At 63.6% G+C, this 21,759-nt stretch carries 18 protein-coding genes; 10 read left to right on the forward strand and 8 right to left on the reverse strand.

Annotated elements, in window-relative coordinates:
- Nucleotides 1-4: 4 nt before the first annotated feature.
- Complete coding sequence (gene galE / locus IVB50_RS03710; protein WP_247294521.1) at nt 5-997, forward strand: UDP-glucose 4-epimerase GalE; 993 nt, start codon at nt 5-7, stop codon at nt 995-997.
- Nucleotides 998-1,037: 40 nt separating this feature from the next.
- On the opposite strand, the gene IVB50_RS03715 is transcribed toward galE, so the two are convergent.
- A complete protein-coding gene (locus tag IVB50_RS03715; protein WP_018456130.1) occupies nt 1,038-1,496 on the reverse strand; it encodes a hypothetical protein in 459 nt (152 codons plus the stop codon).
- Between the two features lie 588 nt (nt 1,497-2,084).
- Here IVB50_RS03715 and IVB50_RS03720 point away from each other — a divergent pair.
- Nucleotides 2,085-2,756: a hypothetical protein gene (locus IVB50_RS03720; RefSeq protein ID WP_085384366.1), complete on the forward strand. Its 672-nt coding sequence runs from the start codon at nt 2,085-2,087 to the stop codon at nt 2,754-2,756.
- 18 nt (nt 2,757-2,774) lie between these two features.
- The gene (locus IVB50_RS03725; RefSeq protein ID WP_247294523.1) at nt 2,775-4,916 is read left to right on the forward strand and encodes an adenylate/guanylate cyclase domain-containing protein; all 2,142 of its coding nucleotides are present in this window, start codon (nt 2,775-2,777) and stop codon (nt 4,914-4,916) included.
- Nucleotides 4,917-4,951: 35 nt separating this feature from the next.
- Here IVB50_RS03725 and pobA read toward each other — a convergent pair whose 3' ends face one another.
- The gene (gene pobA, locus IVB50_RS03730) at nt 4,952-6,124 is read right to left on the reverse strand and encodes a 4-hydroxybenzoate 3-monooxygenase (RefSeq protein WP_085350037.1); all 1,173 of its coding nucleotides are present in this window, start codon (nt 6,122-6,124) and stop codon (nt 4,952-4,954) included.
- 48 nt (nt 6,125-6,172) lie between these two features.
- Here pobA and IVB50_RS03735 point away from each other — a divergent pair, with 48 nt between their 5' ends.
- Both IVB50_RS03735 and IVB50_RS03740 read left to right on the forward strand, forming a co-directional pair.
- Nucleotides 6,173-7,078 (forward strand): helix-turn-helix domain-containing protein, encoded by a 906-nt coding sequence (locus IVB50_RS03735; protein ID WP_085359783.1) that lies wholly within the window; start codon nt 6,173-6,175, stop codon nt 7,076-7,078.
- A gap of 360 nt (nt 7,079-7,438) precedes the next feature.
- The gene (locus IVB50_RS03740) at nt 7,439-8,050 is read left to right on the forward strand and encodes an NYN domain-containing protein (protein WP_085350038.1); all 612 of its coding nucleotides are present in this window, start codon (nt 7,439-7,441) and stop codon (nt 8,048-8,050) included.
- Between the two features lie 18 nt (nt 8,051-8,068).
- Here IVB50_RS03740 and pcaG read toward each other — a convergent pair whose 3' ends face one another.
- Both pcaG and pcaH read right to left on the reverse strand, forming a co-directional pair.
- Nucleotides 8,069-8,695, reverse strand: coding sequence for a protocatechuate 3,4-dioxygenase subunit alpha (pcaG, locus tag IVB50_RS03745; RefSeq protein WP_026233093.1), 627 nt, complete (start codon nt 8,693-8,695; stop codon nt 8,069-8,071).
- A 4-nt stretch (nt 8,696-8,699) separates the two neighbouring features.
- Nucleotides 8,700-9,488: a protocatechuate 3,4-dioxygenase subunit beta gene (gene pcaH / locus IVB50_RS03750; RefSeq protein WP_247294525.1), complete on the reverse strand. Its 789-nt coding sequence runs from the start codon at nt 9,486-9,488 to the stop codon at nt 8,700-8,702.
- A 95-nt stretch (nt 9,489-9,583) separates the two neighbouring features.
- Between pcaH and IVB50_RS03755 the strand changes: the two genes are divergently transcribed.
- The 3 genes from IVB50_RS03755 (at nt 9,584) to IVB50_RS03765 (ending at nt 13,438) form a co-directional block, all read left to right on the forward strand.
- Complete coding sequence (locus IVB50_RS03755) at nt 9,584-10,528, forward strand: LysR family transcriptional regulator (RefSeq protein WP_247294527.1); 945 nt, start codon at nt 9,584-9,586, stop codon at nt 10,526-10,528.
- A 51-nt stretch (nt 10,529-10,579) separates the two neighbouring features.
- Nucleotides 10,580-11,884 (forward strand): nicotinate phosphoribosyltransferase, encoded by a 1,305-nt coding sequence (gene pncB, locus IVB50_RS03760; protein WP_247294529.1) that lies wholly within the window; start codon nt 10,580-10,582, stop codon nt 11,882-11,884.
- Between the two features lie 246 nt (nt 11,885-12,130).
- Nucleotides 12,131-13,438 (forward strand): GGDEF domain-containing protein, encoded by a 1,308-nt coding sequence (locus tag IVB50_RS03765; protein WP_085384371.1) that lies wholly within the window; start codon nt 12,131-12,133, stop codon nt 13,436-13,438.
- A gap of 14 nt (nt 13,439-13,452) precedes the next feature.
- On the opposite strand, the gene IVB50_RS03770 is transcribed toward IVB50_RS03765, so the two are convergent.
- Nucleotides 13,453-14,073 carry a TetR/AcrR family transcriptional regulator gene (locus IVB50_RS03770; protein ID WP_162496297.1) on the reverse strand — a complete coding sequence of 207 codons (621 nt, stop codon included), beginning with the start codon at nt 14,071-14,073 and terminating at the stop codon, nt 13,453-13,455.
- A gap of 51 nt (nt 14,074-14,124) precedes the next feature.
- Between IVB50_RS03770 and IVB50_RS42640 the strand changes: the two genes are divergently transcribed.
- On the forward strand, nt 14,125-14,391 hold the full coding sequence (locus IVB50_RS42640) for a hypothetical protein (protein WP_162496301.1): 267 nt from the start codon (nt 14,125-14,127) through the stop codon (nt 14,389-14,391).
- A gap of 219 nt (nt 14,392-14,610) precedes the next feature.
- On the forward strand, nt 14,611-18,015 hold the full coding sequence (locus IVB50_RS03775) for an acyl-[ACP]--phospholipid O-acyltransferase (protein WP_085359776.1): 3,405 nt from the start codon (nt 14,611-14,613) through the stop codon (nt 18,013-18,015).
- Nucleotides 18,016-18,087: 72 nt separating this feature from the next.
- On the opposite strand, the gene tcuB is transcribed toward IVB50_RS03775, so the two are convergent.
- The 3 genes from tcuB to tcuA are packed head-to-tail and all read right to left on the reverse strand — an operon-like array spanning nt 18,088 to nt 21,647.
- Nucleotides 18,088-19,194 carry a tricarballylate utilization 4Fe-4S protein TcuB gene (gene tcuB / locus IVB50_RS03780; RefSeq protein ID WP_026233095.1) on the reverse strand — a complete coding sequence of 369 codons (1,107 nt, stop codon included), beginning with the start codon at nt 19,192-19,194 and terminating at the stop codon, nt 18,088-18,090.
- Nucleotides 19,195-19,198: 4 nt separating this feature from the next.
- The gene (locus IVB50_RS03785; protein ID WP_018456146.1) at nt 19,199-20,227 is read right to left on the reverse strand and encodes an esterase; all 1,029 of its coding nucleotides are present in this window, start codon (nt 20,225-20,227) and stop codon (nt 19,199-19,201) included.
- A 28-nt stretch (nt 20,228-20,255) separates the two neighbouring features.
- Nucleotides 20,256-21,647 carry an FAD-dependent tricarballylate dehydrogenase TcuA gene (tcuA, locus tag IVB50_RS03790; RefSeq protein WP_247294546.1) on the reverse strand — a complete coding sequence of 464 codons (1,392 nt, stop codon included), beginning with the start codon at nt 21,645-21,647 and terminating at the stop codon, nt 20,256-20,258.
- Nucleotides 21,648-21,759 lie beyond the last annotated feature (112 nt).

Consider the following 21,759-nt stretch of genomic DNA (forward strand, 5'->3'; position numbering starts at 1 on the left):
AGACATGACCGACCGACCGACTGTCCTCGTTACGGGAGGCGCGGGCTATATCGGCTCGCATGCCTGTCGCGCCCTGACCGCCGCCGGCTATCAGCCCGTCGTTTATGACAATCTGTCGACAGGTCATCGCGGCTTCGTCGCCGGCCCGCTGGTAACAGGCGATCTGCTCGACGGCGCCACGCTGGCGCGCGCCTTCGCCGAGCACAAAATCACGGCGGTCATGCATTTCGCGGCGGCGAGTCTCGTCGGCGAGTCCATGACCGACCCGCAAAAGTACTACATCAACAATGTGCAGGGCACGCTGTCGCTATTGCAGGCGATGCGCAATGCGGGCTGCCATCGTATCGTGTTCTCCTCGACCGGCGCCGTCTACGGCAATGCCGATTCCAAGGAACTGCCGGAAGACTTCCCCTGCGCGCCGATCAACCCCTATGGCGCATCGAAGTGGATGATCGAGCGCATGCTCGCCGATTACCGCGCCGCTTACGGCTTCGGCGCGTTCTGCCTGCGCTATTTCAATGCCAGCGGCGCCGATCCTGCCGGCGGCATCGGCGAATTGCGTGACAATGAAACCCATCTCATTCCGCGCGCCATGATGGCATTACAGGGCCATGTCGATTTTGCCGTGTTCGGTCAGGACTACGACACGCCCGATGGCACCGCGATCCGCGACTACATCCACGTCACCGACCTCGCCGCAGCGCATGTCGCGGCGCTGAAGCTGCTGGAACAAGGGCATGCCGGCGGCAGCTTCAATCTAGGCACCGGCTCCGGCTTTTCGGTACGGGAGATCCTGACCGCCATCAGGCAGGAGACCGGGCGCGAGGTGCCCCACACCGTCAAACCGCGCCGCGCCGGCGATCCCACCTATCTGGTCGCCGATCCCTCCGCAGCGCGAAAAGTGCTGAATTTCGTGCCGCGATATTCGGATCTGCCGACTGTAATCCGCACCGCCTGGGCCTGGCACCAGAGGGCTCATCCGCTTAAGCAGCCCTGACAACATCCTCGAAGTTGATCAGGCGGGATAAGACGTGGCCTTATGGTCTATTCCGTTCTGAGCCGAGCGATCCCGGCGCAAACGGATGGCGCGATCGCGAACGGCCGTCGAGCCCCTTGGGCAGCTTGTCGGCGTTGAGCTTCACGACCGCACCTCGGGCGTCAACGGCCGGCACCTCGTCCTGGCTGTAGATGAGCGTCGCCTCGAAGGTCACATCGGGGGCCTGCTCGGCCGTTCCGGAACAGGTCGCCATCGCACCGCTGCACACGCCCGCGAGCTTGACCTCGACCTCGTCGAGCCCGAACACGGTCGGCGGCCCCTCGGCATGACGCCGCGTGGTCAGAACCGCCGTGAAGCGCTGCTCGTCAATTCGGTAAGAGCCTCCATAAGTGAAGAAGCTGTCGCTGCCGGAGATTCGTCCCTCCGCCAGATGCACGACGCCCGTGCCCTGACCGCGCGGGGTCCTGAACCAGGCCGCATATTTGCCGTCTCTCAGCATGAAAACATCCACCGTAAAACTCCAACGTATTTGCAACCAACTCTGGGGCGCGACAATGACCCGCGCGGGGAGCATTCCGCCACGGTTAACGCCCTGCAAAATCAACTCGTCAATTTGACGCCGAGGCGCAGCGACGCGGGCGCATGCTTCCCGTGCGGCGGGCAAGAAAGCTGGAGCTGGACCTCGTTGCATACCGCGCTAAAAACGATCGGCGTGCCGACCTCGTTTGCAGCACGCATATAACCGCTATCAACTCCAGCCAGCTCGTGACAGCTAGCCTGTCACGCGGGAGGAAGTGGTCGAGATCGCCGCCGGTCAGCAGGCGACGCCGTATCAGAAGACCGAGGCTACGTTCGCGCCCATCATAGATATGGAGAGCCACCCGGTTGAGGCCGTCCCAGCCGATTGAAATTATCCATCCAGCTTGCCGGCGCACTGTCTTCTCGGGTCGCCGGCTTGAACCTCTTCCTGATAGAGTGCACCAATATCAAAGAGTGATTCCGGTCACACTTGCCTGGGCGTTTCGCTGCTAAGCATCGGGCCTGGATGGGGACCGGCAAATATTGGTCGAATTGGATGAGAATTGCCATGAAAAGCCTGATCGGCGCTGTTGTCGGCACATGCTGTCTTGCTGCTCCGGCTTTGGCGGAGAGCCCGACCGCCATCGTCGAGGACGTGCAAGGCAAGGTCGACGGTGTCGCGTTCATGGATTATGTGGTGCCGGGCAAGATCATCAAGCTGGGGCCCAAGGCAACCATTACGCTCAGCTATCTCAAATCGTGCCAGCGCGAGACCATCAGCGAAGGCGTCGTCATGGTCGGCACCGAGCAGAGCACCGTGCAACTCGGCGAGGTCAAGCGGGAAAAGGTCCCCTGCGATACCAACGCGGCAAAACTGTCGGAGCGCGAGGCGAACCAGAGTGCCGCGACGACCTTCCGCACCATGCGGTCGGACGCCAAGGGCAGCGCTCCGGCCAAGCTGCCGACGCTCTACGGTGTCGCGCCGTTGGTGCAGGCCAAGAGCGGCAGCACCCTGGTGATCGAGCGCACCGATGGCAAGGAGCCCACGATCAGCGTGCCGCTCAAGAGCGAGACCATGGTCGGAGGCAAGTTCTATGACTTCGCCAAGGCCGGGAAGTCGCTGACGCCGGGCGGCAGCTATCTCGCCATCCTCGGCACCAAGCGTTACGCCTTCCAGGTCGATCCCAGCGCCACGTCGTCGCCGACGCCGATCGTGGGACGCCTGCTGCGGCTCGAATAGGCAGCTAGCGACGGGGCGATGCGGCGGATCGGCAGACGGGACATCGTTGCAGCGATCCTGATTGCGCTTCTTGCAGGCGCCGTCGTCACGTCTCCGCCGTTCCAGACGCTGCAGGGCCTGTCGCTCGACGTCCTCACGGCACTGCGCGGCAAGCTCGTCGGCGACCACCGCGATCCCGCGACATCACCGGTCGTCGTCGTGGCCATCGACGGCGAGACCTACGACACTCCGCCGTTCCAGGGGTCGCCGACGCTGACCTGGACGCGCGAGATCGCCCGGGTGCTCGGCAGCATTGCCGACGGCGGCGCCAAGGTGATCGGTTTCGATGTCATCTTTCCGAGCTCGATCGAGCGGTCGGAGATTCCCTTTGGCGATGCGCCGCTTGGCGCGCGACTGAAGGGATTCGACCGAGACTATCTCATCGCCTTGCGGAAACTCTCTAGTGACGGCAAGCTGGTGCTGGGCGAGGTCCTCAGCAGCGATCATCCGGACCGCGCACAGCAATTGGCTGTGGGGAATAACGTCCGCGGCCTCAACGTCTATACCGACACCGACCATGTAATCCGGCGAATGCCGCTGAGTTTTCCTGTCGGCGACATGCCAGCTTCCGCAATGGCCGTCGAACTCGCCACCCGCGCGCTCGGCGCAAAACCGCAGACCGCGCCTTCTGGCGTGACTGCTTTGTCCGGCTATACGATCCCGAGCGCGGTGCCGAACACGCTAACGCTCAATTTCCGAGGGCTCGGCCGCGACGTGCCGACATATTCGTTCGCAGACCTGCACGCCTGCGTCGAGAAGAACGACCGCGACTTCTTCCGCCGCGCCTTCGGTGGCAAGATTGTGGTGCTCGGCACGATCCTCAATGTCGATGACCGCAAGATCACCTCGATGCGTCTTTCCGGCGGCTATGACGGAACGCCGGCCGCAAGATGCGCCCTGCCCGCACCGGCAACCACCGAACAAAAAGCCCGCAGCGACATCGCCGGTGTCTTCGTGCATGCCAACGCGGTGCGAAATCTGATCGAACGCGATGCGGTGACCGAGCTCGGCTTTCCACTGCGGAGCATTCTCACCATCGTGTTCGCAGCGATCGTGGCCTGCGCGGCCTGCGTGCTCGCACCGGGTGGCGCACTGATCGCATGGTTCGGCCTCACCGCGGTATACGCCGCTGTGGCTGTCGGTGCATTCGTCCATGCCTTGGCGCTGCCGCTGACGGAGCCGGCACTCGCAAGCCTTGCCGCGCTCGCGATGATGATCGGCTACCGTTTCGTGCTGGCCGATCGCGACGAGCGTTTCCTGCGCAGGAGCTTTGCGTTCTATCTCGCCCCCGAAGTGATCGACACCATGGTTGCCTCCGGCAAGATGCCGGCGCTCGGCGGCGAAATGCGCAACGTCACCATGTTCTTCTCCGACCTGAGTGGCTTCTCCTCCATCGCCGAGACGATGACGCCGGGCGAACTGGTGACGCTGATGAACGAATATCTGTCGGCCATGACCGACATCATCGAGAGCCATGGCGGCTATGTCGACAAATATATCGGCGATTCCATTGTCGCCATGTTCGGCGCGCCCGCCGACGATCCCGCGCATGCGCGCCACGCCGTCCATGCCGCGCTGAAATGTCACGCAAAACTGGCGGAGCTCAACGCCGGCAGCGCCGCTTTCGCCGGCCGCGGCCTGTCGCACCGCATCGGGCTCAACAGCGGCGAGGCTGTCGTCGGCAATATCGGCTCCCGCCGCCGCTTCAACTACACCGTGATGAGCGACACCGTGAACGTCGCCTCGCGGCTCGAAGGCGCCAACAAATATTATGGCACCGCAATCATGGCTTCAGAAATGACTGTCGCGCAGACAGGCAATACTTTCACCTGGCGCGAGCTCGACGCCATCAAAGTGATAGGACGCGGCGAGGCGATCAAGGTGTTCGAGCCCCTCGCGGAGAAGGGCACGGAGAGTGCCGGGCAGACGAAGGTTGCCGCCGCGTATGCGGAAGGGCTGGCGTGCTGGCGGGCAAGGGAGTTTGCGAAGGCGGCTGATGCGTTCGGGCGAATGGCGGAAATGGATCCGGCGTCAGCGCTTTTTGGCAAGCGCGCGACTGCGCTCGCTACAAATCCACCGGGGTCGGATTGGACGCCGGTGAACATCCTAGAAGGAAAGTAGCGCAGCGTCCCACCGCTTTTCGGGTCCACTCCCCGCTAGAACGGCAACCCCACGTAATTCTCCGCCAGCAGACGCTGCGCCGTCTCGGACGACAGCAGATACTCCAGCTCCGTCTGCTGAAGCCTCTCTTCATACTCGGAACGGTCGGGGAAGCGATGCAGCAGCATCGTCATCCACCACGAAAAGCGTTGCGCCTTCCAGATCCGCGCCAGCGCCTTGGCGGAATAGCCCTGGAGCCCGGAATCATCGCCGTTCTGATAATGCGCGAGCATGGCGTGGTAGAGATAATAGATGTCGGAGCCGGCGCTGTTCAGCCCGCGCGCGCCGGTCGGCGGCACGATGTGGGCGGCATCGCCGGCGAGAAACAGGCGGCCGTAGCTCATCGGCTCGGCGACGAAGCTGCGCAACGGCGCGATGCTCTTCTCGATGGACGACCCCGTGATCAGGCGGTCGCCGACCTCGTGCGGCAAACGGCGCTTCAGCTCGGCCCAGAACGCATCGTCGCTCCAGTCCTCCACCTTGTCGGTGAGCGGCACCTGGACGTAATAGCGGCTCAGCACTTGCGACCGCAAGGAACACAGCGCGAAGCCGCGCTCGTGCTTCACATAGATCAGCTCCGGCGACACCGGTTTCGTGCGCGACAGCACGCCGAGCCAACCGAACGGATAGATCTTCTCGTATTCCCGCAGCACGTCCTTCGGGATCGACTTCCTGCTGACGCCGTGAAAGCCGTCAGCGCCGACGATATAGTCGCAATCGACTCGGACGGTTTCGGCATTCGAACGATAGGTCACGTACGGCTGGTCCGAGGTCAGGTCATGCGGCGTCACGTCCTCGGCATTGTGCACGACGTTGCCGCCAAGGCGGTCGCGCGCCTCGTAGAGGTCGCGCGTCAGCTCGGTCTGGCCGTAGACCAGCACCGAATTGCCGCCGGAATGCTTGTGGAGGTCGATCTGGGAGAGCACCCCGTCATGGGCGATCTCGAATCCCTTGTGGATCTCGCCCTCGCGGTCCATCCGCTCGCCGCACTGTGCCTCGCGCATCAGCCTGGCGAAGCCGTGCTCGAGCACGCCGGCACGGATCCGGGCAAGCACGTGGTCGCGGCTGTACTTTTCCAGCACGACCGTGTCGATGCCCTTGAGGTGCAGGAGCTGGGACAACAGCAGCCCGGACGGCCCGCCGCCGATGATACAGACCTGGACTTTCATTTTTGCGTCCTCCTCGGCACTTTCTTGCAGATTCAGCGCCGCTGACGGATGGAGGCTTTCGTCTTTGTCTTGTACTATTCGAACATGAGAAACCCAGCCCCCGCCCCGGCAATCCGGGTCTACAATTTGTTCGGCGAATCCGGTGATCTGCCCGATGTCGTGCATTGCGAGACGATAGCGTCGCGCTCGGTGCTGCACGATTGGACGCTCGCCGTGCACCGCCATGCCCGGCTGCACCAGGTGCTGCTGATCGAGCGCGGCGGCGGCGAAGCGACGCTCGACGGGCGCGTGGTGCAGCTGAAGCCGATGCAAATCGTCAACGTGCCCGTCGGCCACGTCCACGGCTTCCGTTTCGTGCCTGATACCCAGGGCTGGGTGCTGACCATCGCCGCGGAAATATTGGACGAAGCGCTGCTCGCCTCCGAAGGGCTGCGAGGTGCCTTGTCGCGCTCGGCCGTGATACGCGGCACGCCGCAGATTCGGACCACCATGAAGCAGATCTTTGCCGAACACGCCGCGCGCGATTTCGGCCGAGCGCATGTGCTGCGTGCACTTTCGGCGGCCATGATCGGGCTGGTGGCCCGCGCGCTCACCGGCGAGAGCGGTGGCAACGGCACGGCTGAAAGCGGACTATTCCGCCGCTTCGAGGCGCTGCTGGAACAGCATCATCTGGAACGCTGGAGCGTTGCGGACTATGCGAGCGCGCTGTCGATCACGCCGACCCATCTCAACCGTGTGACCCGGGCAGCAACCGGCGACACCGCCTCGCACCTGATCCTCAACCGGCTGATCCGCGAGGCGCGGCGCAACCTCGTCTACACCAATTTACCGGTCTCGACGATCGCCTATGCGCTTGGCTTCGAGGACCCCGCCTATTTCAGCCGGGTCTACGCCGCCGCCACGGGCGTGTCACCGCGGGCCTTTCGTGCCCAGCTTCATGGCGATGAAGGCTGACACACCGGCCGATCGATCAGCCGCGCCTGTGGTCGAAGGCCACGCTGGGAACCGCAATGGCCCTTGTTGCCAGCGCTGCCACTTAACCTTCGTATATGGGGCCCTATCCTTTGGATAGGCGCCCTTTACCTCAGTACAATTGAGTAGGGAATGCGCGCGCCTTAGCCTGGCTGCATTCGGCGCCCTGGCGCCGGTGGCATTGTATCCTCCCTAACCTGGGCGCAAGACGGCCGCCCCTGTCCGGTCGTCTGCGCTTCTTTTTCGGCAAGCCATCGGTGCCTTCAATGTTTTTCCGGCCGACACACCGCCCCCGGCGGTTGGACCGGCCACCTTTCGCGTACAACTGGAGATTTGTGCATAATGTCTTCGATTGAGAAGATCGCACTCTTTATCGATGGCTCCAATCTCCATGCCACCTCCAAGGCGCTCGGCTTCGACATCGACTACAGGCGACTGCTCGGCGAATTCCAAAGCCGAGGTGCGCTGTTGCGGGCCTTCTACTACACGACCGTCGTCGAGGATCAGGAGTATTCGTCAATCCGTCCGCTGATCGATTGGCTCGACTATAACGGATACACCGTCGTCACGAAACTCACGAAGGAATTCGTCGACGCCATCACCGGCCGCCGCAAGGTGAAGGGCAGCATGGATGTCGACCTCGCCGTAAATGCGATGGAGCTCGCCGAGCACGTCGATCAGATCGTGTTGTTCTCGGGCGATGGGAATTTTCGTTCGCTGGTGGAAGCCCTGCAACGCCTCGGTGTCCGCGTGACGGTCGTCTCCACACTCTCCACTCAGCCGGCCATGGTCGCTGACGAGCTGCGCCGACAGGCGGACATATTCATCGATTTGGCAGAACTGAAACCAAAAGTGGGGCGCGATCCGGCCAATAGGCCGGGATCGCGCGAGATGCGTCAGTCACCGCAATTCCACGCGCGCGTAGTGATCGATCGCAGTGACCAGGTGGAGTGAACCTTCGGGCGGCGGCTCTCAGACGTCGAAGAACATCGTCTCCTCCGGCCCCTGCAAATTGATCGTGAAAGCATACACGATCTTGGCGCCACGCTCGCTGCGCTTTGCGATCAACGTCGAACGTCGCACCGGCTGCTCGATCAGGCTGAGCACGGGGTCGGCGGCGTTCGCAGTCTCTTCATCGGAGAAATACAGCCGGGTGTTGAGCCCGATATTGATGCCACGCGCGACGATCCAGATGTTGACGTAAGGCGCGCATTTGCGGCCCGCCTTGTCGGTGATGGCCCCGGGCTTGATGGTCTCGAACGTCACCAGCCCGCTCTCGAAGTCGGAGCCGGCGCGGCCCCAGCCACGAAATTCCTCGTCGAGCGCGCCGGTCGACCGATCGGCCGGATGGTTGTAGCGGCCGGCCGCGTTCGCCTGCCAGATCTCCAACAGCACGTCACGCAGCGGCGTGCCGCTGCCGTCGAACACCTTGCCCTCCAGCGTGATGCGTTCGCCTTGCGTGTTCGGCGTCACCAGCACGTTGGAAAAGTTCTTCTCGAAGATGTCGAAGCCGGCCATCGCCGGGATCAGGCCGATATGGACGTAGGGCCCAGCGGTCTGCGAGGCGGTTTCCTTGAGGTAGTTGAGCGGCTGCGGCATGGACCTAGTTCCCTGCGGTGCGATTTTCAAAGTAAGTGGAGCGCTGGCCGCGCAAGACGATGTCGAAGCGGTAGGCGAGCGAGTCGAACGGGGTCGATGCGTTGAGGTCGAGCGGCGCGATGAGGCGCTCCAGCGCATCCTTGTCCGGGATCGTCGTCAGGATTGGGCAGACCGGGATCAGGGGATCGCCCTCAAAGTACATCTCGGTGATCAGACGCTGTGCAAAGCCCGAGCCGAACACCGAGAAGTGGATGTGAGCGGGACGCCAGCTGTTGACGTAGTTGCGCCAGGGATAGGGTCCCGGCTTCACGGTGCGGAAATAATAGTAGCCGCTGTCGTCGGTCAGCGCGCGGCCGCAACCGCCGAAATTCGGATCGATCGGCGCCAGATACGTGTCCCTCTTGTGCCGGTAGCGGCCGCCGGCATTGGCTTGCCAGAACTCGACCAGCGTGTTCGGCACGCCGCGGCCGGTCTCATCCAGCACGCGGCCGTGGACGATGATGCGTTCGCCGACGGGATCGCCGTCCTTGGCGTAGTTGCGGATCAAATCATTGTCGAGCGGGCCGAGATCGTTGTGCCCGAACACCGGCCCCGTGATCTCCGAGACCGAGTTCTCAAGCGACAGCAACGGCTGGCGCGGCGAGCGCAGCACCGAGGATTTGTAGCCCGGCGCGTGCGCCGGCGGATGCATGGAACGGTCGCGCTGGAAGAAGCCGCCGTCACCGAGCGGCGGCGTGAACGGCTCGGGACGGTTGGGGCGGGATTCCCGCAAGGCTGGCGCCTGGGCATGCATCGGCGTTGTCTCTCCCTCTGGCGCTCCCGTTGGGGCGCACGGCTTATCGGGGGGTGATGGCGCCGGCTATTCTCAAGATAAATAGATCGATTATAATGCATTCCATGAATAAAATCGATCATTTGGCGCTCGATGGCCACGCGCTTGAGCTGTTCCTGGCCGTGCTGGAAGAAGGTTCGGTGACGGCGGCCGCAACGCGGCTCGGCCTGACGCAATCCGCGGTCAGCCACGCCCTGAACAAGCTGCGGCGGATCGTCGGCGATCCGCTGTTTGCCAAATCCGGCCGCGGCATTGTCGCTACGGCGCACGCCCAGGCGCTCGCGGCAAAGGCGCGAGCGCTGATCGACGAGATGCGCAGCTTTGCCGGCGGCGTCACGTTCGAGCCGGCGAGCGCGCAGCTTTCGCTGACAATCGCCGCCAATGACTTCCAGCGCGACCTGCTGCTGCCGCGGTTCTTCGATCATGTCGCAGCGCAAGTGACGAGCCTGAACCTGCGCGTGATCCCCTCGCAGTCGCCCTCGCCGGCGATGCTGCGCGAAAACCGCTGCGATCTGCTGATCACGCCGCTGCCGCCATCCGGCGTGGACATCGTGCAGAAGCGCCTGCTGCAAGACCATTACGTTTGTTACTACGACCCCAAAGCGCGCGCGGCGCCGGCTACGCGCGGCGCCTATCTCGCGGCGCGTCACGTCACGGTGGTCTACACTGACAATGAGCGGCTCGACTTCGATCGCCGGCTTGCAGCCAACGGCTTCCACCGCGACATCGCGATCTCCGTGCCGAGCTTCTCCGGCGTGCCGTCCTTCCTGCGTGGCTCGCAGATGCTGGCCAGCATGCCGAGCCTGCTGGCGCCCGGCGTGATGCACGGCTTCGCGCGTGTGCGGATTCCGCTGGCCTCGCGCACACGAACCCTGGCCGAGCTGCCGATGTTCATGGTCTGGCACCAGCGATATCAGAAGGACCCGGCGCATCGCTGGATCAGAAGCCAGCTCGAGACCGTGGCGGCAACGGCCTCGCACCCCGTCCCCGCGAAAACCTGATCCCCGTCAAACCCACTGGTTGCGCCGGGGCCGCCACGCTAGAATTCCCCCATGACAGTGACCGACATTGCGAGCCGGACCTACAATCACAGCTGGCGGCTGGATCCCATCATCCGCAGCCTGCTTGATACCGACTTCTACAAGCTATTGATGTTGCAAATGATTCGGGAATCTTACCCGAATCAGCAGGTGACATTCTCGGTCATCAACCGATCGCGCCATGTCCGGCTCGCCGAAATCATCGACGAGGGCGAGCTGCGCGCCCAGCTCGACCACGCCCGCACCATCCGCTTCACCAAGAAAGAGCTGATCTGGCTTGCCGGTAACACTTTCTACGGCAAGACCCACATGTTCTCGGCGGACTTCATCCGCTGGCTCGCCGAATTCCGGCTGCCCGAATACGAGCTGCGCAAGGTCGAAGGCCAGTACGAGCTGCACTTCCACGGACCGTGGAGCCATACCACGATGTGGGAAATTCCTGCGCTCGCCATCCTCAACGAATTGCGCTCGCGGGCGGCGATGAAGGGCTGCGGCCGCTTCGAGCTCGACGTGCTCTATGCCCGCGCCAAGGCCAAGCTGTGGACCAAGGTGGAACGCCTGCGCAAGCTGGATGGCTTGCGGCTCTCCGACTTCGGCACTCGTCGCCGCCATGGCTTCCTCTGGCAGCGCTGGTGCGTGGAGGCCGTGAAGGAAGGCCTGGGCCCGTCCTTCATCGGCACCTCCAACGTGCTACTCGCGATGGACAATGATCTCGAAGCCATCGGCACCAACGCCCATGAACTGCCGATGGTCGCGGCTGCGCTGGCCAAGGACGACGAGGAATTGCGCTGGGCGCCCTATCGCATCCTCGACCAGTGGCGCCAGACCTATGGCGGCAACCTCCTGATTGCGCTGCCCGACGCTTTTGGCACCAAGGCTTTCCTGCGCGATGCGCCGGAATGGGTTGCCGACTGGACCGGCTTCCGCCCCGACAGCGCGCCGCCGATCCAGGCCGGCGAGGAGATCATGAAATGGTGGGAGCAGAAGGGCCGCAATCCCAGGGACAAGCTGCTGGTGTTCTCCGACGCTATGGATGTGGGCTCGATCGAGGAGACCTACCACCACTTCGCCGGCCGGGTGCGGCTCTCCTTCGGCTGGGGCACCAATCTCACCAATGATTTCGTCGGCTGCACGCCGGACGGCTCGTTCAACCTCGATCCGATCTCGCTGGTCTGCAAGGTGTCGTCGGTCGACGGACGTCCGGCCGTCAAGCTTTCCGACAATCCCGAGAAGGCGACCGGCCTGCCTTCGGAGATCGAGCGCTATTTGCGCGTCTTCGGCGACGCCGGCCGCGTGCGCAAGCCGGTGCTGGTCTAGCGCCAGAGCAATCTCTCTCCATCAAGTAAACCATCTGGGGCAAATGCGCGACATCGGCTCGCCGATGCCGCGTCAGTTCCGGTTCGACGGCATTTGCGACGATCTGCAAGCATCCACTTCACAACGCCTTCACCCTGCGACGCAGTCTCCTGGCATTTTCAAGTCGAGTTAAGCACCTTTCGCGCGTAATCCGCGTTATGAGCGGATCGCTCCGCTGGGGTCGTTGAGCGACTTGGGGAACGCAAAGTGTTTCGCAGAACAGCGCCGTCAACGAAGGGACGAAGCTTCCTTCATGTCATCAAGCTCGTTTCGCCTTTCGTCACGGTCGTTCTGCTGCAGGCGGCGATCGCCGGATTCAGCCTGGAGGTGATGTCCTCGGTCCGCGCCTATGTCGCGGGCGAAGCGTTGTGGTCGCGCTCGCAGAAGAACGCCGTCTATTTCCTCAATCTCTATCTGCATTCGGGCGACGCCAGCCAGTTTGCGCAATATCAGACCTCGCTGGCCGTTCCCATCGGCGACGAGTTCGCGCGCTGGGCGCTCGAGCGCGATCCGGTCGACGTCGAGGCCGCCCGCATCGGCTTCCTGCAAGGCGGCAACCATCCCGATGACGTGCCGGGACTGATCTGGCTGTTTCGCTACTTCAAACAGGTCAGCTTTCTCAAGGAAGCGATCAGCGAGTGGGCTGCCACCGACCCCATGCTGCTGGAGCTGAGCGTTTTCGGCGAGGTCATCCGGTCAGAGTTGAAGAGCGGACCGGTTCAGGACGGCAACCGCCTGCAATTATTGTCGTCGCGGCTTTCGGAGCTCAACACTCAGTTCACGGTGCACGCCAAGCGGTTCTCCACCGTTCTCGGCGAAGGCTCGCGCGCCATCAAGATGACGCTGACTGGCGTCAATATCGTCACAGCCATGACGCTGATCCTGCTCCTGATCTGGCACACGCGGCGATTGGTGCTGCAACGACAGGCGTTTGAGGATGCCCTGCATGCCGAGAAGGAGCGCCTAGTCTGGCAGGCGTCGCACGACTGGCTGACCGGCTTGTCCAACCGGCGCGCGTTCGAGGCCCGCCTGCAAAGCGAGTTGGACGACACCGCGGCGGGTTCGCTGGGCCTGGTCCTGCTCGATCTCGACCAATTCAAGGACGTCAACGACAGCTGCGGTCATCTCGCCGGCGACCGCCTGCTCTGCCAGATCTCGCGTCTCCTGCAACAGGAACGACGGCCGCATGACCTGGTGGCCCGGCTTGGCGGTGACGAATTCGGCCTAATCCTTCCACAAAGCACGCCGTACGACGCCGTGGATATCGCCGAACGGCTGCGCCGGTCGCTCGAGCTATCCGTCTTCGCGTGGGACGATCGTTGCTTTGCAGTGACCGCCAGCATCGGCGTTGCCTGCATCACCGACGGCAACACCACGCTCGAGGACGCGATGCGGCGCGCGGATGCCGCCTGCTATCGCGCCAAGGAGAACGGACGCAACCGTGTTCAGGTCGACAACGGGACGACGGACGTCGTCGTCGTCACCTCGCGGCACCGCAAGGCCGCCAGCGCGTAGCAGCGCTCCACACTTTATCGTACTGGCACAATCCCGAGCCCTGCGAGATGCGCATCCAGAAACTGATCGACCTGCTGGCGCAGCATCTGCGGCGGCACGGCTACCATGCGTTCTTCGAGGCCGAGCGAGATGATCCCGTGCACGGCGGAAAACAGGGTGCGTGACAGCAGCGCGATCTGCACGTCGTCTGCATTCGGAAGCAGCCGCACCAGGGGTGGATGCATCAGCGCGAAGGCGTCCATCACCATCTGAAGGATGTCATCGGGGTAAGGGCGGTCGTCCTCCATCCGATGTTCGAACAGCGAGCGCAGCAGATTGGCGTGCTCCGCAAAAAATTCGAGGTAGGTCGCGGCCAGCCCGTAGAGCTGGCGAACGGGATCCTCGGCGGGAACCTGGCCCAGCCGCACCGTCAGCTCCTTAACGGTCTCCCGATTCACGGTCAGGATCACCCCGTCGAAGTCGCCGAACTCGTTGTAGACGCTCCCAACCGAGCAGCCTGCGGCGTCCGCAACATCCCGGACTTTCAACGATTTCAGCCCCTTAGTCGCGATAATGCTGCGAGCGATCTCCACGATCTGCTGCCGCCGGCGAGATTTTTTTCGGTCTCGCAACGATTCGTCTTGAACATTGTTCATTTTCAAGGTACTCATTTGAACAATGTTCAAATTAACCTGGAGATCTGCAAAATGCAAACCCTCGCTGTTGATATCGCCTCCACCTTCGTCGATGACGCCACAGCTCTCGTGACCGGATTTGGCCGCGCCTTCCTGCGGTTCGCGACGGGGCCGATCGATCGCATTGCAAATGCCTGCGACATTGCCGGCGTCCTGACCGAGCGCCGCGTGACCTTCCCGATGTGGCGGGCCAACCGCGACCGCGCCCGTCATGAGGGCCGCCGCATTAGCCTGCTCGGCCGCCTCTCGCCCTTTCGCCGCCTTGCCCACCTTACCTGAGGCGCGCACGCCTCCTTGCCGGGGCGTGATAGAGCCGCGACCAGCCATTTGCGAACCAAACGTCGCCACGCGGAGACCAACAGGATCGGAAGGTAAAGGCGCAGAGCAGGCCGGGGCGATCGTTCGTCAACCCGCAAATGCCCGTCGCATCTCCTCGGGTCCCGACGCCCATCCGACAATGAAACAACCTCAGACAGCGTTTCCAAAACAGGACTAGTCATGATCAGGGATTTGATGTCGTCACGCCGCTTCGCGCCGCTGTTCTGGGCGCAATTCTTCTCGGCGCTGAACGACAACGTGCTCAAGAACGCACTCGTCATCATCCTGCTTTACACTGCCGCGACCGGCCACGGTGATGCGCTGGTGACGGTCGCGGGCGCGGTGTTCATCTTCCCCTATTTCATCCTGTCCGGGCTCGGCGGCCAGCTCGCCGACAAATACGTCAAATCCGTCGTCGCAAGGCGGCTCAAATTCGCCGAGATCTTTGCCGCGGGCTTTGCCGCGGCCGGCTTCTTCCTGCACTCGGTGCCGCTGCTGTTCGCAGCGCTCGCACTGTTCGGCGTCATCGCCGCGCTGTTCGGACCCGTGAAATACGCGATGCTGCCGGACCAGCTCGAGCTCGGCGAGCTCGCGACCGGCAACGCGCTGGTCGAAGGCGCGACCTTCATGGCCATCCTGCTCGGCACCGTTGCCGGTGGCCAGTTCGTGGCCGGCTCCGCGCATATGGGCTGGGTCGCATCGGTCGTGGTCGTGCTGGCCCTGCTGTCCTGGGCCTTCGCCTCCCGCATACCAGCGACGACGCCGTCCGCACCCGATCTGCCGGTCAATCGAAATCCCTGGACCTCGACGCTCGGCCTGTTGAAGACGTTGCACGCCGATCACCGGCTGTGGGACGGCACCGTGATCGTGTCCTGGTTCTGGCTGGTGGGCGCCATCGTGCTCTCGCTGCTACCGGCGCTGGTCAAGGAAGTCATCGGTGGCACCGAGGGCGTGGTGACGTTGTGTCTCGCGATCTTCGCAATCGGCATTGCCATCGGCTCGCTGTTCGCCGCGAATCTGAGCCACGTTCGCCCGAACCTCGCGCTGGTGCCGATCGGCGCCATCATGATGGGGTTTGCCGGCCTCGACCTCGCTTGGGCGATCGGCGTGACCACCAAGGGGCAGGACATCACAGCGGGCGACTTCGCAACCTCGTTCGCGGGATTGCGCATGCTGGTCGATTTCGTTGCCTTCGCATTCGGCGGCGGGCTGTTCGTCGTGCCGTCCTTCGCCGCCGTCCAGGCCTGGTCCGCCCCCTCCGAGCGCGCCCGCATTATCGCCGCCGGCAACGTGCTGCAGGCCGCCTTCATGGTGGCCGGCTCGCTGTTCGTCGCGCTGTTGCAGGCCGGCGGATTGCACATCGGCTGGATCTTCTTTGGCCTCGGCGTCATCAGCTTCGGCGCAGTCTGGTTCGTGCTGACCAAGTGGGGCAAGGAAGGCGTGCGCGACTTTGGCGGGCTGCTGTTCCGCGCGCTGTTCCGCACCGAGGTCCGCGGGCGGGAGAACCTGCCGCCTGCTGGCACGCGCATGCTGATCGCGCCCAATCATGTCAGCCTGATCGACGGCCCGCTCCTGCACGCCGTGCTCCCGATCGACGCGAGCTTCGCGGTTGATACCGGCATCGCCAAGGCCTGGTGGGCCAAGCCGTTCCTGCGGGTGGTCAAGCACTACACCATGGACCCCACCAAGCCGCTGGCGGCGCGCGACCTCATCAAGCTCGTCGCCGCCGGAGAGCCGGTGGTGATTTTCCCGGAAGGACGCATCACTGTTTCCGGCTCGCTGATGAAGGTCTATGACGGCACCGCGATGATCGCGGACAAGGCCGACGCAGTCGTCGTCCCGGTCCGCATCGAAGGCGCCCAGCGCTCGCATCTCAGCTATCTCAACGGCAGCCAGATCAAGCGCTCGTGGTTTCCGCGGGTGACCGTCACCATCCTGCCGCCAGTCAAGCTTCCGGTCGATCCGTCGCTCAAGGGCAAGGCGCGCCGCAACGCCGCGGGCGCAGCACTTCAGGACGTGATGATCGACGCCATGGTGAAGAACGCCATGCTCGATCACACCCTGTTCGAGGCGCTCGGACACGCCTATCGCGACCGCGACACCGGCAAGGTCATCGTCGAGGACGCGCTCGGTACCAAGCTGACCTATCGCAAGCTGATCCTGGGCGCGCAGGTCTTGAGCCGGAAGCTGGAGAACGGCACCGCTATCGGTGAGAATGTCGGTGTGCTGCTGCCGAATTCCGCTGGCGTCGCCGTCGTCTTCATGGCGCTGCAAAACATCGGCCGGGTGCCGGCAATGCTCAACTTCTCGGCGGGCCCGGTCAACGTGCTTGCCGCCATGAAAGCCGCGCAGGTCAAAACCGTGCTGACGTCGAAAGCTTTCATCGAGAAGGGCAAGCTCGACAAGCTGATGGCGGCGATCTCCGCGGAAGTTCGCGTGGTCTACCTCGAGGACGTCCGTGCTTCGATCGGCACGGCCGACAAGATCAAGGGCCTGCTCGCCGGCACCGCGCCCCGCGTCGCCCGCCAGGCGAGCGATCCGGCGGTCGTGCTGTTCACGTCGGGCTCGGAAGGCACGCCCAAGGGCGTTGTGCTGTCCCACCGCAATATCCTTGCGAACGCCGCACAGGCGCTGGCGCGGGTCGATGCCAACGCCAATGATAAGGTGTTCAACGTGCTGCCGGTGTTCCACTCCTTCGGGCTGACCGGTGGAATGATGATGCCGCTGCTCGCGGGCATTCCGATCTACATGTACCCCTCGCCGCTGCACTACCGGATCGTGCCCGAGCTGATCTACCAGACCGGAGCCACGATCCTGTTCGGCACCGACACATTCCTCACGGGCTATGCACGCTCGGCCCATGCCTACGACTTCCGCACCTTGCGCCTGGTGATCGCCGGCGCGGAGGCGGTCAAGGATCGCACCCGGCAGGTCTTCATGGAGCGTTACGGCATCCGCATCCTCGAAGGCTATGGCGTCACCGAGACGGCACCGGTGCTGGCGATGAACACGCCGATGGCCAATCGTCCAGGCACGGTCGGCCGCCTGTCGCCGCTGATGGAAAGCCGCCTCGACCCGGTCCCCGGCATCGAGGAAGGCGGACGCCTGTCGGTGCGCGGACCCAACGTAATGCTCGGATACTTGCGGGCCGAAAATCCCGGCGTGCTCGAGCCGCTCGCCGACGGCTGGCACGACACCGGCGACATCGTGGCGATCGACCCGGCCGGCTTCATCACCATCAAGGGTCGCGCCAAGCGCTTTGCCAAGATCGCCGGCGAAATGGTCTCGCTGTCGGCGGTCGAGAACATCGCGACAACGCTGTGGCCGCAGGCCGGTTCAGTCGCCGTGTCGATCCCGGACCAGCGAAAGGGCGAGCGCATCGTGTTGCTGACGACGGAGAAGAACGCCGAGCGCAGCGCCATGCAAGGCCACGCCAAGGCGATCGGCGCGTCCGAGCTGACCGTTCCCGCTGCGATCATGGTGGTCGACAAGGTGCCACTGCTCGGGACCGGCAAGACCGACTACGTCACGGCAACGACGATGGCCCGCGAGCAGGCGTCTGGACCAGAGCGCGAGGTGGCATAAGAGAGATGCACGAGGCGCCTCAATCAGGCGAGGCGCGGTGCCCCGATCGGCCGCTTCCGCGCCGCCTGAATCTCAAGAACCGGCTTCTCCGCGTCGCTCCTGCGCATAACGCACCAGCGCCGCGAAGCGATAGATGCCGTGCACGAACTTGCCGTAGGGCATGGTGATGAACAGCGCGAACACTGCACCTAAATGGAGTGCCAGCAGCGGTCCCATGGCGGCAGTCTCCCGCAGAATCAGAAGCAGCATGCCGGTGAACCCGGTCAGGAACAGCATGGCGATGAAGCCGACATCCATGCCGTAGCGCTGCTCGTCGAGCAGCGCCGGATCACGCCGCATCTTGGCGACGAACAGGCCGATCGGCCCGATGATCAGGCCGATGCCGCCGAGCGTGCCGAGAACCACCGGCAGATCCCACCACGGATACGGCGCCTCGCGGCCGAGCAGATAGTGATACAGCGTTGCGGCCGAGGTCGCGGCGAAGCAGAGCAGGAAGCCGTAGAAGGTCAGGTGATGGAAAAGCTTGCGCCGGTCGGTCGGCTTGTCATCCTCATTGTAGCAGCCGACGCCGCCACCATGGAGGTAGCGCAGCTCACCAGCGTCGCGCATCGCCTGAAAGATCGAGCCGCCGTCCGCACGGCCGCCGATCGGCGGGCCGATATCCCGCCAGAAGGCACGCACGCTCATCACCAGCGCGAAAATCGCATAAAGGAAGGCGGCGCTGAACAACGCTGCCATCGCGTTGTGCGGCATCAACTTGTAGAACGCGCCGGGGCCAGTGTGCACGCCAAACAGCACGCTGCGGTCGTTTAGGGCAGCGAAGCCGAGTATGAAGGCGGCCATGCTGAGCGCGGCGACGATGCTGATGACGAGACCATTGCGGGCGAAGGCACCGGACAGCGCCTGCGGCCAGGCATAGGTCGCATAGGATTCCGCGCGCGCGATCGCCAGCGTCTGCGGGACGTTGACGTTGAATTCGTGCGGCGGCGAGAACTGGCAGTCGACGTAGCAGGCGCCGCAGCCATGGCAGAGATTGGCGAGATAATTGAGGTCGCCGTCGGAGAAGGCGCGGCGCATCTCCATGGCGGGAAAAACCGCGCAAAGGCCTTCGCAGTAACGGCAGGAATTGCAGACCGTCATCAGGCGGTCGCCTTCATCCAAAATTCTGCTTCCGTGCATGGCTTTACTTCGTCAGGCCTTTGCCCTCGAGCCATTTCTGGATCAGGGCCGCGACCTCGAGATTGTTCTTGTCCATCATCACCATATGCGAATTGCCCTTGATGCCTGTCTGCGGGAGATCGATGATGTCGACGCTGCCGCCGGCCGCCTTGATGGCGTCCGCAAAGGCGATGCCGTTGGCGCGGATCTTGGGCCAGCGCGAATCGCGCTCGATATAGTCGCCGTAGATGATGAGGGTCGGGACGTTCTTCAGCACATCCGCTTTGGCGGGATCGCCGATGCCGGCCGGCTCGATCGCAATCAGCGCCTTGACCTTGTCAGGGCGGGCTTGCGCGACCTTGAAGCCGAAGGTGCCGGCCTGGCTGTGGAACAGAAGCACCGAGGGGCCGACGCGATCGATCTCAGCGATATAGGCGGCGATGGTCGCATCGTCGGTCGTGGTCCAGCGCGGTACGTTCTGCTTGACGAAATTCTCGTAACCCTCGACGGGGAACTGGTTGCCCGGCAACAATTTTCGCTTGGCGGGATCGGGATCGTACGAGTTCGGCCCATCGCCGATGCGGAAACGCTCGAACGGGTTGGCCGTGGTCAGGAAGACCGGCTCGCCTTTGAAGATATCGGGATATTGCGCCCAGCCCGCGCGTCCGCGCTCTACTGCGTCGGAGTTATAGACCCCCCACCCCATGCGTAGAAAATAATTCAGCCAGCCTTCGCGTCCGTCAGGCGTGGTCTCGTAGGTGACGCCGGTCAGTCCGCCGCCATGCCACATCAGCAAAGGATAGGCACCCTTCTCGTTTGCCGGCAGGAAATACTGAACATACATCTGCTCGACCTGATACGTGCCGTTGGGATCAACCTTGGCCGGCACTCCGCCGGGCGCGAACACGACCTCCCTCACCGGCTTGCCCGAGATTTCGACAAGACGGCCACCGACATGGAACGAGCCCATGTCTCGCAGCGTGATCGGCTCGGCCGCGTGGGCGTAGCCGACGGTCAGCAGCGCCGCGATCGAAGCAATGGCAATGCGTGACATGGTTCCTCCCTCGTGTCTGTTCTTCCGCCTAATTCTTCGCGTGGCGTGCCGCTTCCCGTCCTGCGATCCGCCCGAACACGCTGCCGATGGTCATGCCCATGCCGGCGGCATAGCCCTTGCCGAGCACGTTGCCGGCCATGATCTCGCCGGCCGCGAACATGTTGGCCGACGGCTTGCCGTCAGCCATCAGCATGCGCGCTTCCCCGGTCACGCGCGTGCCGAGATAGGTGAAGGTGATGCCGGGCCGCACCGGATAGGCAAGGTAGGGCGGTGTCTCGATCCGCCGTGCCCAATGCGTCTTCGGCGGCGTGATGCCTTCCGTGCGGCAATCGTCCAGAATGGTGTGGTCGAAGGTGCCGGGCTGCACCGCGGCGTTGAATTCGGTGATCGTCTTTTCCAGCGCGGCCGGATCGAGCTCGAGCTTGCCGGCAAGCTCAGCCACCGTCTGCCCTGCGATCGGCGGGAATAGCGTCGGCATGAAGCTCGTGACCACGGTGGAGTCGAAGATGATGTAGGCGATCTGTTCGGGCTGCGCGGCCACCAGCCGGCCCCAGATCGCGTAACGCTTCGGCCAGATGTCCTCACCTTCATCATAGAAGCGCTGCGCGTGCTTGTTGACGACGATGCCAAACACGACAGAATCGTGCCGCGTGATGATGCCGCCGTCGAATTTCGGCGCGCGCGCGTCGATCGCGACCGCATGGCACTGGGTGGGGTCGCCGACCTCCTGCACGCCCTTGGCGAGCAGCATCTTCAGGATCGAGCCGCGGTTATAGCGGGTACCGCGGATCAGGAAATTGTCGGCGGCCTCACCCCAATATTGCTTCAGCCATTCGATGTTGGCCTCGAATCCGCCGGCGGCGGCGACCAGCGACGTCGCGCGGATCTCGGTGTCGCCCTTGATCGGCCGCCTGAGGTGGGCGGCGAGAAACATGCCGTCTTCGATCATGAGGTCGATAACCTCGGCGTCGTATTCGATTTCGACGCCGAGCTTCTCGGCGGTGAGATAAAGTGCGTTCAACATCGCGCGGCCGCCGCCGAGGAAGAATGAGTTGGTGCGGCCGAGGCCCAGCGTGCCGCCGAGCGAGGGCTGCCAGCGCACGCCCTGCTCCACGATCCAGTTCAAGATGTCCTTGGACTCGCGGATCATGTGCCGGGCGAGCACCTCGTCGGTCTCGCCGCCGGTGACGCGCAGGAGATCCTCCCAAAACTCTTCCTCAGTGTAGGGGCCGGTGAGGATTTCGGTCGCCTCGTCATGTGCGCAACGCATGTTGCGGGTGTGGCGCGTGTTGCCGCCGCGATAGAACTTTGGCGCGCCTTCGAGTACCAGCACCGATGCCCCACCGCGTCGCGCGCTGATTGCCGCACACAGCGCCGCGTTGCCGCCGCCGATCACCAGCACATCGTATTTGCTGCTCATGCCGTCTGCCCGATGCGACGAAGTTGGAGACATTCTGCCCGCCGGCGGCCTCGGCCAATCCGACTGGTCATTGCGCACCTTTGTATACAAAGATATACGAATGTCCGGCAAG

Origin of the sequence: Bradyrhizobium sp. 87 (assembly GCF_023073015.1) — a bacterium.
GTDB lineage: Bacteria > Pseudomonadota > Alphaproteobacteria > Rhizobiales > Xanthobacteraceae > Bradyrhizobium > Bradyrhizobium canariense_D.

What these genes read in the sequence shown, in the direction of transcription:
- galE (WP_247294521.1), top strand. Translation starts at nt 5, where the DNA reads ATGACCGACCGACCGACTGTCCTCGTTACGGGAGGCGCGGGCTATATC.
- IVB50_RS03715 (WP_018456130.1), bottom strand. Translation starts at nt 1,496, where the DNA reads ATGCTGAGAGACGGCAAATATGCGGCCTGGTTCAGGACCCCGCGCGGT.
- IVB50_RS03720 (WP_085384366.1), top strand. Translation starts at nt 2,085, where the DNA reads ATGAAAAGCCTGATCGGCGCTGTTGTCGGCACATGCTGTCTTGCTGCT.
- IVB50_RS03725 (WP_247294523.1), top strand. Translation starts at nt 2,775, where the DNA reads ATGCGGCGGATCGGCAGACGGGACATCGTTGCAGCGATCCTGATTGCG.
- pobA (WP_085350037.1), bottom strand. Translation starts at nt 6,124, where the DNA reads ATGAAAGTCCAGGTCTGTATCATCGGCGGCGGGCCGTCCGGGCTGCTG.
- IVB50_RS03735 (WP_085359783.1), top strand. Translation starts at nt 6,173, where the DNA reads ATGGAGGCTTTCGTCTTTGTCTTGTACTATTCGAACATGAGAAACCCA.
- IVB50_RS03740 (WP_085350038.1), top strand. Translation starts at nt 7,439, where the DNA reads ATGTCTTCGATTGAGAAGATCGCACTCTTTATCGATGGCTCCAATCTC.
- pcaG (WP_026233093.1), bottom strand. Translation starts at nt 8,695, where the DNA reads ATGCCGCAGCCGCTCAACTACCTCAAGGAAACCGCCTCGCAGACCGCT.
- pcaH (WP_247294525.1), bottom strand. Translation starts at nt 9,488, where the DNA reads ATGCATGCCCAGGCGCCAGCCTTGCGGGAATCCCGCCCCAACCGTCCC.
- IVB50_RS03755 (WP_247294527.1), top strand. Translation starts at nt 9,584, where the DNA reads ATGCATTCCATGAATAAAATCGATCATTTGGCGCTCGATGGCCACGCG.
- pncB (WP_247294529.1), top strand. Translation starts at nt 10,580, where the DNA reads ATGACAGTGACCGACATTGCGAGCCGGACCTACAATCACAGCTGGCGG.
- IVB50_RS03770 (WP_162496297.1), bottom strand. Translation starts at nt 14,073, where the DNA reads ATGAACAATGTTCAAGACGAATCGTTGCGAGACCGAAAAAAATCTCGC.
- IVB50_RS42640 (WP_162496301.1), top strand. Translation starts at nt 14,125, where the DNA reads ATGCAAACCCTCGCTGTTGATATCGCCTCCACCTTCGTCGATGACGCC.
- IVB50_RS03775 (WP_085359776.1), top strand. Translation starts at nt 14,611, where the DNA reads ATGATCAGGGATTTGATGTCGTCACGCCGCTTCGCGCCGCTGTTCTGG.
- tcuB (WP_026233095.1), bottom strand. Translation starts at nt 19,194, where the DNA reads ATGCACGGAAGCAGAATTTTGGATGAAGGCGACCGCCTGATGACGGTC.
- IVB50_RS03785 (WP_018456146.1), bottom strand. Translation starts at nt 20,227, where the DNA reads ATGTCACGCATTGCCATTGCTTCGATCGCGGCGCTGCTGACCGTCGGC.
- tcuA (WP_247294546.1), bottom strand. Translation starts at nt 21,647, where the DNA reads ATGAGCAGCAAATACGATGTGCTGGTGATCGGCGGCGGCAACGCGGCG.